Source organism: Burkholderia sp. Ac-20392 (assembly GCF_017104585.1).
GTDB lineage: Bacteria > Pseudomonadota > Gammaproteobacteria > Burkholderiales > Burkholderiaceae > Burkholderia > Burkholderia lata.
This window is the reverse complement of the sequence record NZ_JAAGPB010000305.1, coordinates 1-10,585: the sequence shown is the minus strand read 5'-3', so window position 1 is coordinate 10,585 and position 10,585 is coordinate 1. Positions and strand designations below refer to the sequence as shown.

The window sequence follows — 10,585 nt, the reverse complement described above, 5'->3', positions numbered from 1 at the left end:
GCCGACGCGCAGCGACAGCCCGTCGATCGGCAGACGCTCGACCGAGCCGCCCACTTCGAACTCGGCGTCGGTCCACTGCCAGCGGTTGAACACGTGCACGACGGCGCCGGTCGGCAGGCCAAGCGCATAGGCCTGCTTCGCGAGCTGTTCGAACGACAGCGGCTCGAGGCCGTCGGCGGTCAGCTTGCCGTCGACCCAGCGCGCGTCCTCGATGCGGATCGTGTACGGTGCCGCCTGGCCGCCGCCGAGGCCGCGCGTCCAGATCGACATCGCCGCCGGCCACAGGCCGTAGCGGAACACCGCGCGCGCGGCTTCGCGCGTGCTGTGCGTGAAGTAGTACGCGGAGTTCGTCGCGCTCGACGGCGACGCATAGTTCGGCGACCAGCGCGGGTTCGCGCTCAGGCGATCCTGGTCGGCCTGCGACATGATGTACGGATCGCCGCTGGTCTCGACCGGCAGGTCCGGCCATTCGGTCACGGCCACGCGCACTTCCGTGGCCGGACGGCCCAGCCATTTCGCGACCGCGACGGCCTGCGACGTCGACATCCCGGTGCCGATCTCGGCTGCCGTATGTTGCAGCGACACCTTGCCGTTCTCGTCGAATTCGACCTTCGCGAACGACGCTTCCGCGCCCGTGCCGAAATCCTTCTGCACGCAGGCGAAGCCGACGCCGTAGCGCTTGCCCGGGTTCGCGGCCTCGTATTCGGCCTTGCGCGCGGCACGGCGCGTCCACAGCGGATGCTGCTTCGAGCGCTCGAGCACCTCGTCGACGCGCAGCGCGCCGGCGGGAATCGCACCCTGCGTGTTCTTCATCCCCGAACGCAGCGCGTTGCGCAGGCGGAAATCGATCGGGTCGATGTTCAGCTGCGCGGCGATCTCGTCGACCGCCATCTCGGTCGCCGCCATGCTCTGCAGCGTGCCGTAGCCGCGCGCGGAGCCGGCATCGATCGCGCGCGACGCGATCGCGACTGCAGCCAGGTCGCTCTTCGGGAAGTAATAGATCGATTGCGCAGCCGTCGCACCCACCATCGCCACCGACGGCGAGAAGTTCGAGCGCCCGCCACCGTTCGCCTCGAAGTCGCCCTTGAACGACTGCAGCAGGCCCGTGTTGCGGTCGACCGCGATCCGGTAATGCATCTTGAACGCGTGACGCTTCAGCGACGTCTGGAACTGCTCGTAGCGGTCGTTCGCGAAACGCACCGGGCGGCCGTCCGCGTACAGCGCGCAGACGAGGCCGTAGAACGGCACGTTGAAGTGATCCTTGGAGCCGTAGCCGACCGTGTAGCACGGATGCACGAACAGTTTCTTCACCGGGAAGCGGCACTTCGCAACCATCGCGGCCGCGTTCTCCGCCACTTCGAGCGGCGACTGCGTCGGCACGACGAGGTGCAGCGACTGCGTCGCGCTGTCGTACCAGCAGTTCGCGTTGTCCGGCTCGAGCGCGGACGTGTCGACCGACTGCGTGTTGTACTCGCGGTCGAACACGAGCCAGTCGGCCGACGGATGGTCGAGCTCGCCGGCGATCTGCCCGGCCAGGAACATGCCCTGCTCGTCGAGCTTGCCGTGCTCCTTGCCGTCCGGCCACACCGGCAGGTGCTTGCGCATCATGCTCGGGAAAATCGGCGCGTCCTTCAGGCTCGAATAGACGTCGTCGTCATAGGCCGTCTTGCCGCCCACCCGCACGTAGCGGAAGGTGCCCCACGGATCGCGCTCGAGCGGGCCCGTGACCGCGCCGTAGCGGATCACGTCGTCGCGGAACTTGAGCGCGTTCTTCGCGAAGCGGAAGCGCGCGAAGTCGTGGTAGATGAGGATCGCGACCGCATGGCCGAGATACGCGGGCGTCTTGCCGGCCGGCAGCAACATGTCGTCGCCGTAGAACGTCGGGAACGCGACGCCGTCGCGCGCGAGATCGTCGGCCGTGACCACGCGGTCCGGCTTCAGGTCGTCGCCGAGCAGCGACAGGTCGAAGCCTTCGTACGTGCGGTCGGCCTGCGTGACGCGCAGGATCAGCGCATGCGACTGCTGCTGCGGCCAGTGAGGCATGTCGGCAGCGCGCACGTCACGGGCGAACACTTTCGAGCCCGTGACCTTCGCGATACCGTCGATGCGGAATTGGGGGATGCCGGTGACGCTATCCCATTTGACGGGGGTGAGGAGTTTTTCTTCGAAGAGCGCCGCGAATGCGCGGCTGCCCAGGGGCGCGACATACACTGCGACGCCCGCCAGCACGCTGGCTTTCAGAAAACCCCGCCGTGACAGGCCGTGGTTTTTCATTGGGGGGAACCTCCTGATGCGGCTCGGACGGCGATCGGGTGTCGCGACGTTCGGAGCGGCGCGCATTCTGGCATTGTTTTAGATATATCGCCTATAGTATTTCTCGCATGAAATACTTATTGAATTTCTTATAACGGTATTCAGCCGGGCTGCGACAGCCGGTCGCGGGACGCGATTCGTCCGCATCGCGCCCCCGTTTGCAGCGGTTTCGATCGGTTCGACCGCGCCCGACGGACACGCGCCTCGTGCATGGCAACCGGTCTCCTGCCGGTCGCCGCGACGCCTTCCGTTCGCAACGATGCTGCCCCTGCGCCGGCGAATGCGCAAGACTTTCGCGGGCGTGGTTTACGACTATTGGCCGATACGGCGCCCGGTGCCGCCGGCCTGCCCGGGCAACCCGCGCCGCCCGTGTTTCATGGTAATGTCGTGCGCATCCGGCCTGGCCGGGCTTCCGCCACGTGCCGTGCGGGCGCCGCCAGCCATCGCGACATCACGCGACATCGTGTCGAGGTTAAAAACCATGGCAGTCAGGACATCTCTCCTGCACTCCGTTCTCGCCACTCCCCCCTCCGGCAACCACCGTGTGACGGCCGCGCTGCGCCCGTCGATGCTCGTTACCCTGTTCGAAGACGTCCGCCCGATGGCGCTGTCCGGGCTCGCGAGCGGCTTCGTCGCGGCCGTCGCGCTGATCCGGCTGCAGCAGCTCTGGTGCCTCGCATGGTTGATCGTCGACGCCGGCCTGCTCATCGCGCGGCTCTCGATCGCGCGTGCCTACACGGTTCAGCGCGACGCCGGCGACGACCGCGCCGAATACTGGGCGATGCACTATGCGCCCGTGTCGCTCGTCGCGTGCTTCGTGCTCGGCCTCGGCGTGATGGGCTGCGTGCAGGCCGTCGACGTCGAGCTCGGCACGCTGTCGGTGATGGTCGCGGGCGGTGTGTTCGGCGGGATCGCGTCGCGCAATTCGGCGCTGCCGCGGCTCGCGATGATGCAGGTCACGCTCGGCGTGCTGCCGATCGGTGTCGGCGCGCTGCTGGCCCACCGGTCGGGCGCGTGGCTGCTGCTGCCGCCGCTCGCGATCTATCTCGCCGCGATGCGCACGGTCGTCCAGCGTCACTATCGCGTGCTCGTCGCGCTGATCGCCGCGCGCCAGCGCAACGCCGAACTCGTCGCGCGCTTCGACGCCGCGCTCACTTATATGCCGCACGGCCTGTGCATGATCGACGGCGAGCGCCGCGTGATCGTCGCGAACCGGCGCACCGCGCAACTGTTCGGCTCGCCGCGCGAGATCATGCTCGATACGCCGCTGCCCGCCGTCGTCGCCGCGCTCGGCGCGAACGACGCGACCGATCCCGGTGGCGCCAGTCTCGCCGCGCAGTGCGAGCTCTGGCTGACCTGCGACGAACCCGTGCCGCTCGACGTCGTGCTCGCCGACGGCCGCCAGCTCGAACTGACGCGCCATCGCGTGCCGGACGGCAACGCGGTGATCATCGTCGAGGATGTGACCGCGCGCCGCCAGACCGAGCAGCATATCCGGCATCTCGCGCGGCACGATGCGCTGACGGGTTTGCCGAATCGCCACGAACTGCATGCGCGACTCAAGCGGATGCTCGCGCGCCGGCCGCGCTCGCCGGGCCCCGCGCTCGCCGTCATGTATCTCGACCTCGACGGCTTCAAGGCGATCAACGACCGGTTCGGCCACCAGGCCGGCGACGACGTGCTGACGCAGGTCGCCGAGCGGCTCGGCAAGACGCTGCCGGCCGGCGAGCTGGCCGCGCGAATCGGCGGCGACGAGTTCGTCGTCGCGATCGACGACACGACGATGCAGGCGTGCTCGCTCCTCGCCACGCGCATCATCCGGCAGATCTCGGCACCGTACACGCTGTCGATCGGCGAGACGGTGAGCCTCGGGATCAGCATCGGCATCGCGCTCGACGACGGGCACGGCTCCCCCGATGAATTGATCCGGCAAGCCGACAGCGCGCTGTACGACGCGAAGTCGGCCGGCAAGGGCATCTACCGCTTCTATTCGAGCGGCAGCAGCCGGGTCACGCCGGTCACCGCGAGCTGACCCGACCACGCACGCCGGCTGCATCGCCCGCTTTCTCCCGCCTCCGCATCCTCCCGACGATTCAATTCCGAAACGCTTTGCGTGGTCGCACGTGGCGTCGCGCGTTCGCGTGTCACGTGACGTGTTCCGTAACATCGCCGCTCCCCACTCGTCACGTTGGCTGCAGAAGCCGGCACGATCGACACAGCGCCGGGCTTTTCAAGCCTGGCACTCTTATTGCTCCCTGTCAGGGAAACAGGTTGTCAGGGAGACCAACATGAATACCGTCGAAGTCCTCAGCCGCAGCGAAACCATCGACGAACTGGATGTGATCGACGGTGAATCGCTGATCCGCCGGCTCGTGTCCGAACGCCGCATGCCGGCCGCCCGCGAAGCCCGATGCGTCGACAATCCACCACTGACGCTGTACGGCGCATTTCGCCAGGGCGTCGCCGATCACGGCGCGCGCCGCGCGAATCCGTATCGCGCCGGCAGCCGTTTCTGGGCCCTGTGGGAAGAAGGACGTCTCGAAGCTGAAACATCGGGCCGGTAAGCCGGCTGCACGCGCCGACCCTGTCGCGGCAAGGGGCCGGCGCGAAACATCAGGCCCGAATGCGGCCGGCCGACCATCCGGCATGCGTTCATCGCTGCAACATCGCACGGGGTGTCGCGCATCGGCTTTGCAACGCGCCCGTACGCATCCATGTGCTTGCCGGTTGATGGCGTTCGGCGTTGCGCGTGTCGGGCACGGCGCGCAGCAGTCGTTTCCCGATAAGATGGCGAATTCCGTTCATCGAACGATGCCGCCATGACCGCCTCTTCCTCACACCGCAATCCCATCCACTGCGAAATCGATCTCGACGCACCAGGCAAGCACGCGGGCTACCTGCGGCTGCCGCATTCCGTGCACCGCTCGGCGTACGGCTGGCTGCCGATTCCGATCGCGTCGATCCGCAACGGCGACGGCCCGGTCGCGCTCGTGATGGCCGGGAATCACGGCGACGAGTACGAAGGCCAGATCATCGTGTCGCAACTGATGCGCGAGATCGAGCCGGAGATGGTCAGCGGGCAGTTGATCCTGCTGCCGATGGCGAATTTCCCGGCGGCGGATGCAGGCCTGCGCGTGTCGCCGCTCGACGAAGGCAACCTGAACCGCAGCTTCCCCGGCGACCCGACCGGCACGCCGACGCAGATGATCGCCCACTACATCGAGCATGCGCTGCTGTCGCGTGCGGAGTATCTGGTCGACCTGCATTCGGGCGGCAGCTCGCTGCTGTACCAGGGCGGCAACATGCTCGCGATCGATCCGCTCGACGCCGACGAAGCCGCGAAGCTCAACGGGCTGCTGGTCGCGTTCGGGTTGCACAATGCGCTGCTGCACGCGCCGAATCCCGTGCATTCGGCATCGGCCGCGCGCCGCCAGGGCGCAATCTCGATCGTGACCGAACTCGGCGGCGCAGGCATGGCCGATCCGTCGCTGATCCGGATGGGCCGCCACGGGCTGCTGCACTATCTCGGCCATATCGGGCTGCTGCACGGCGCGCTCGTGCCCGATGCACCGCCCACCGTCACGCGCTTCATGCGGGTCGACGGCGACCGCCATTTCGTCTACGCGTACGAGCGCGGGCTATACGAGCCGCTCGTCGAACTCGGCGACCAGGTGAAGGCCGGGCAGCCGGCAGCGTGGGTGCATTTCCCCGATACGCCGTTGCGCGAACCGGTGCTGCACCGCTTCAAGGGCGACGGCGAAGTGGTGTGCAAGCGCGTGCCCGCGCAGGTGCAGCGCGGCGATTGCCTGTTCCAGCTGGCGGAGTTGTCGACGCCGCCGCGCGTCATCGAGTGATCGCGACTGGCGCAACCCGCCCCCGCGAAGGACATCGACGACGCGTCGCAACCGTCATGTTGCAAACCCGCTGACCGTCAGCCGGACGACCCTGGCAGCTCGTTTCCCTGCGCGGCACCGCATTGATGGCAATGCGGGAAGAAGAAGAAATTCCGGCCGCCGCATTCGCACACATTGAATAGCCTCAACCCGCAATGTACGCAGAACGTGGAATCGTCGCCGCCGAGATTCCATTGTTTGTCGCATGACGGGCAGCGCTTCTTTTCGAGTGACCGAACGGCTTTCTCGTATCCGATCGTGCGCGCGCGTGCGCCCTGATCCTGCTGCAATTCGAGCCGTTTGCGTTCGGCATAGCGCTGAAATGCCTTCATCATGTAAAGGCCGGCGAATACCGTGAGCGCAATGCCGACCAGAACCCGGACGTAGCCGCCGAAATTCGGCAAGTACGGAACCAGTTCAATGAAAAACGCACTCAGTGCAAACAGGCCAAAGCCATACACGAAAGGCCAGTAGCGCACCTTGCGGTAGCGGATGAACAGCCAGGTCGCAACCAGCAGTATCGGTAACGTCAGCGCCAACCGCAGCCCGAACACTTGCATCTCGTAGTGCCGTGTTGCCGCGTCGAGGCGCCGTTCGGCCGCTGCGTCCGCTTCGGCGATTTGCGTGTCCACTTGAGCCTGCTGCGTGGCCAATGCCCGTTGCTGATCGCTGATTGCATCGATCTGATGCTGCCAGTTGGTCACCACGGCCTGGAGCGTATCGAGCTTGTGCGTCCTGGCCAGAATGTCCGGATCCCTCGCACCGTCTCCGGTCACCGAGCGGGTTGCCAGCCAGTTTCGGAAACTCTCCTTCTCGGCCGCATACTCCTTCGCGGCGCGGCCGCGCGCCACTTCCATTGTGTCGACCTTCTCGACAAGCGCGTCGTGCTGAGCCTGCAGACGGCGCCGCGCCGTGTCCAGCTGCGCCTTTGCCTGGGCATCAGCGAATTGCTCGATGACGGGCGGACCGCCGCTCGGCGCGAATGCCATGTCGCGGATCACGAGACTGCCGAGCATGTTAAGAAAGACCGCGAAGATGATCGCAATCACCCATGACGCGAGTCGCAGGAGCCGCGCTGGACTGGTCAGGCCGTCGCCGGAAGTCATCATTATTTTTTGCCCTCTGCTGGAATGGTTTTCATTGTCGTCAATCTCGATACAGCCGTCGATTGTCTCGTTCTCGTCGATTTCAACCGGGTGTCGATCGGATGCCGCGTACCGACCGGAGCGGTCTTGCAAACTCGCTGAAAGCGGTCGTTCGACTGCTCGGCAGGCAAAGTGCAACTGTCTCGTGAGCCCGTCTCTCTGCTCGACGATCGTCGCTATACGCGTTCGAAGGTTACGTCGATTACCTCTCGCACGGCGTCAAGGGAAGCGCCCGGCTTCAGCGCAGTCTCGAATATGCTGAAATGCGTCTCGTCGGTTTCTCTTAGCCTGCGAAAACTCTGCTTGGGGCCCAGGTACCAGTTGCGACGAACGGCAAAGTAGTCCTCGAGCAAAACGAATAAGAGCCAGTGAAGACGGAAGTTCCCCTCGACGTCCCCTTTCGCGGCTCGCTCAAGCATCTTTTCTGCCCAGATTTTTCTTACCTGTAACTCCGTGTTTGGCACTTGCTCAGGTCCTGCGTCGAAAAGCGCCTTCACATCATCAAGTACCTTGTCGCCGAAGCCGTCTTTTTGAAAGAGTATCCGCCCGCCGTTGATCCTGATCCAGCCTGGATCAGCTTCGTCATTTGTTGAATGAACGAACAGATCGAGAAACACACCGTTCCAACGCGAGGCAACGCGCTGGTGGTCGACCGCATCCCGAAAGGCAATTACGTCAATATCGCTCGTAGCCTCCCAGTCGTCGCGTGCGCGGGAACCATAGAGAATGGCCGTGTGGCATCCGTATCTCAGACGCAAGTCGTCGGCGAGAGATTCGATCAACTCGTTGTTTGTCATTGTCTACCCGCACCGGGTGGAGATGCCACGATTGTCGTGGATTTGTCCGCAACGGTCGATCGGCCGAAACTGGCCGGGAACCGTCACCGTCATGGGGTTCGCCCCACCGCACTCCCCCTGCAAGCCTTCTTACACCACCCGCGAAATCCTTATCGAAATTGCTTCGTTCGCCTTTGCCGGCCGCGCCGCTAACGTGTTCAAAACGGCGGCGGCCCGCCCTCTGCATCCCAGCAGGATACGCATCGGCCGCCGCCATCACGACAACCGCGTCGCGATAACGGAACAGACCGGACGGGCCGCGTGCCCGCACCCCGCCAGGAACGTCCGCATCGCGCGCCCTTCGCGATGCCCATGGCCACGACCGACCGCATCATCGACACGACGCCGCTCGACGTCCGCGCACAACCGCTGATCGACGCGCTGATCGACGAGTATTCGACCCGTTACCACGCGTATCGCCCCGACAGCCACGCGTCCGCACGCGATGAACTGGCGCGCTACCCGGCCGAACTGTTCGCGCCGCCCGAAGGCGCGTTCGTGCTGCTGCTGCGCGACGGCGAGACGATCGGCGGCGGCGCGTTCAAGCGCTACGACACGCAGACCGCCGAGCTCAAACGCATCTGGACCCACTCGGACCTGCGCCGCCAGGGCCTTGCCCGCCTCATCGTCGAGGCGCTCGAACTGCGCGCCGCGCAGCAAGGCTATCGCCGCATCTACCTGACCACCGGCTTTCGCCAGCCCGAAGCATGGGCGCTGTACGACCGCACCGGCTATACGCGGCTGTTCGATTCGTCGATCGCCCCCGAGGTGCATTACCACCTGCGGTTCGGCAAGGATCTCGCCGATCCGTCGCGCACATCGACGCTGGCCGACCTGTGGGCGCCCGTGCCCGAACCGGTGCTGTCGCGCTGACCGCGACCGCCCCCCTGCATCCCTTCGATCTCCGCTTGCCACCACAGGACGCTTTCATGCAACGAGCCGTACCGCTTTCTTCCCGTGCCGCGCGCACGCTGGCCGCCGCACTAATCGGCCTGACCGCGTTCGCCGCAGCCGCGGCCGCCGCCACGTTCGACCTGAGCCCCGAACAGCGCGGCCGCCCGCGCGGCGTAGCCGATGCGGCCGTCGAGCGTGCAGTGCCCGCATCGTTCAAGTTCGCCGAACCCGGCACGCTGACGATCGGCGTTGCGCCCAGCCTGCCGCCGATCAGCTCGTATGCGACCGACGCGCGCACGGTGATCGGCTTCGACGCCGACGTCGGCCAGCTCGTGTCCGACAGCCTCGGCCGCAAGCTGAAGATCGTCGCGCTCGCGTGGGCCGACTGGCCGCTCGCGCTCGAATCCGGGAAAGTCGACGCGGTGATCTCGAACGTCACCGTCACCGAGGAGCGCAAGCAGAAGTTCGATTTCTCGACCTACCGCAAGGACCAGGTCGGCTTCTACGTGCGCAACGACAGCAAGATCCAGGCGATCCGCGAGCCGAAGGACGTCGCGGGGCTGCGTGTCGTGACCGACGCCGGCACCAACCAGGAAAAGATCCTGCTCGCGTGGGATCGCGAGAACGTCGCGCACGGGCTGAAACCCGTGCAGATCCAGTACTACGACGACCAGGCAATGCGCATCGTCGCCGTGCAGTCGGGGCGCGCCGACGCCGTGTTCAGCGTGAACTCGGTGCTCGCATACCAGAGCGCGCAGCAAGGCAAGACGCGGCTCGTCGGCGCGATCAGCGGCGGCTGGCCGCGCACGGCCGACATCGCGATCGCGACGCGCCGCGGCAGCGGGCTCGCCGATCCGCTCACCGTCGCACTGAACGGGCTGATCAAGAACGGCCGCTACCAGCAGGTGCTCGACCGCTGGAACCTCGCGTCCGAAGCGATCGACCAGTCGCGCACGAATCCGCCGGGGCTGCCGAAGAGCTGAGCGCAGCTCCTGCCGACTGTCCATTCACGCTCACTTCACGCTCACGCAGGAACGCCGCCCACCATGTCTTATTCGCTTTCGCTGCTGGACAAGAGTCCGATCGCCGACGGCGCGAACGCCGCCGATGCGCTGCGCTTCACCACGACGCTCGCGCAACGCGCCGAACAGCTCGGGTACGAGCGCTTCTGGGTCGCCGAGCATCATGGCACGCCGGCTTTCGCGAGCTCGGCGCCCGAGATCGTCGTCGCACACCTGCTCGCGCATACGTCGCGCATTCGCGTCGGCTCGGGCGGCGTGATGCTGCAGCACTACAGCCCGTTCAAGGTCGCCGAAACCTTCAAGGTGCTGGCCGCGCTCGCGCCGGGCCGCGTCGATCTCGGCGTCGGCAAGGCGCCCGGCGGGCTGCCGCTGACCACGCGCGCGCTGCAGTGGTTCCACGACAAGGCGCGCAAGCCGGACTTCGCGGGCCAGTTGGCGGAGCTCGACGCGTTTCTCGGCTGGGGCGTCGCCGAGGATCACGC

The 10,585-nt window shown here is 66.1% G+C and carries 9 protein-coding genes; 6 read left to right on the top strand and 3 right to left on the bottom strand.

Annotation, left to right across the window (positions count from 1 at the left end; genetic code table 11):
* A partial coding sequence (locus G3N99_RS26750) for a molybdopterin cofactor-binding domain-containing protein (RefSeq protein WP_206123893.1) occupies positions 1 to 2,274 on the bottom strand: 2,274 nt, incomplete at its 3' end.
* A 520-nt stretch (positions 2,275 to 2,794) separates the two neighbouring features.
* On the opposite strand from G3N99_RS26750, the gene G3N99_RS26745 reads away from it, so the two are divergent.
* The 3 genes from G3N99_RS26745 (at position 2,795) to G3N99_RS26735 (ending at position 6,167) form a co-directional block, all read left to right on the top strand.
* Positions 2,795 to 4,345 (top strand): sensor domain-containing diguanylate cyclase, encoded by a 1,551-nt coding sequence (locus G3N99_RS26745; RefSeq protein WP_206123892.1) that lies wholly within the window; start codon positions 2,795 to 2,797, stop codon positions 4,343 to 4,345.
* A gap of 256 nt (positions 4,346 to 4,601) precedes the next feature.
* On the top strand, positions 4,602 to 4,877 hold the full coding sequence (locus G3N99_RS26740) for a hypothetical protein (RefSeq protein ID WP_174937744.1): 276 nt from the start codon (positions 4,602 to 4,604) through the stop codon (positions 4,875 to 4,877).
* A gap of 255 nt (positions 4,878 to 5,132) precedes the next feature.
* On the top strand, positions 5,133 to 6,167 hold the full coding sequence (locus G3N99_RS26735; RefSeq protein WP_206123891.1) for a succinylglutamate desuccinylase/aspartoacylase family protein: 1,035 nt from the start codon (positions 5,133 to 5,135) through the stop codon (positions 6,165 to 6,167).
* Positions 6,168 to 6,244: 77 nt separating this feature from the next.
* Here the strand turns inward: G3N99_RS26735 and G3N99_RS26730 are convergent, their stop codons facing one another.
* Together G3N99_RS26730 and G3N99_RS26725 are read right to left on the bottom strand one after the other, a co-directional pair.
* Positions 6,245 to 7,315, bottom strand: coding sequence for a hypothetical protein (locus tag G3N99_RS26730; RefSeq protein ID WP_206123894.1), 1,071 nt, complete (start codon positions 7,313 to 7,315; stop codon positions 6,245 to 6,247).
* A gap of 212 nt (positions 7,316 to 7,527) precedes the next feature.
* Positions 7,528 to 8,148 (bottom strand): nucleotidyltransferase domain-containing protein, encoded by a 621-nt coding sequence (locus G3N99_RS26725; RefSeq protein WP_206123890.1) that lies wholly within the window; start codon positions 8,146 to 8,148, stop codon positions 7,528 to 7,530.
* Positions 8,149 to 8,499: 351 nt separating this feature from the next.
* Here G3N99_RS26725 and G3N99_RS26720 point away from each other — a divergent pair, with 351 nt between their 5' ends.
* The 3 genes from G3N99_RS26720 to G3N99_RS26710 form a co-directional block, all read left to right on the top strand.
* Positions 8,500 to 9,060, top strand: coding sequence for a GNAT family N-acetyltransferase (locus G3N99_RS26720; RefSeq protein WP_206123889.1), 561 nt, complete (start codon positions 8,500 to 8,502; stop codon positions 9,058 to 9,060).
* A 56-nt stretch (positions 9,061 to 9,116) separates the two neighbouring features.
* Positions 9,117 to 10,064, top strand: coding sequence for an ABC transporter substrate-binding protein (locus G3N99_RS26715; protein WP_089485745.1), 948 nt, complete (start codon positions 9,117 to 9,119; stop codon positions 10,062 to 10,064).
* 63 nt (positions 10,065 to 10,127) lie between these two features.
* Positions 10,128 to 10,585 (top strand): MsnO8 family LLM class oxidoreductase (locus G3N99_RS26710; RefSeq protein WP_206123888.1); only part of this gene is annotated, 458 nt, incomplete at its 3' end.

Excerpts from the sequence above, each read along its gene's own strand:
- G3N99_RS26745 (WP_206123892.1), top strand. The coding sequence starts at position 2,795 with ATGGCAGTCAGGACATCTCTCCTGCACTCCGTTCTCGCCACTCCCCCC.
- G3N99_RS26740 (WP_174937744.1), top strand. The coding sequence starts at position 4,602 with ATGAATACCGTCGAAGTCCTCAGCCGCAGCGAAACCATCGACGAACTG.
- G3N99_RS26735 (WP_206123891.1), top strand. The coding sequence starts at position 5,133 with ATGACCGCCTCTTCCTCACACCGCAATCCCATCCACTGCGAAATCGAT.
- G3N99_RS26730 (WP_206123894.1), bottom strand. The coding sequence starts at position 7,315 with ATGATGACTTCCGGCGACGGCCTGACCAGTCCAGCGCGGCTCCTGCGA.
- G3N99_RS26725 (WP_206123890.1), bottom strand. The coding sequence starts at position 8,148 with ATGACAAACAACGAGTTGATCGAATCTCTCGCCGACGACTTGCGTCTG.
- G3N99_RS26720 (WP_206123889.1), top strand. The coding sequence starts at position 8,500 with ATGGCCACGACCGACCGCATCATCGACACGACGCCGCTCGACGTCCGC.
- G3N99_RS26715 (WP_089485745.1), top strand. The coding sequence starts at position 9,117 with ATGCAACGAGCCGTACCGCTTTCTTCCCGTGCCGCGCGCACGCTGGCC.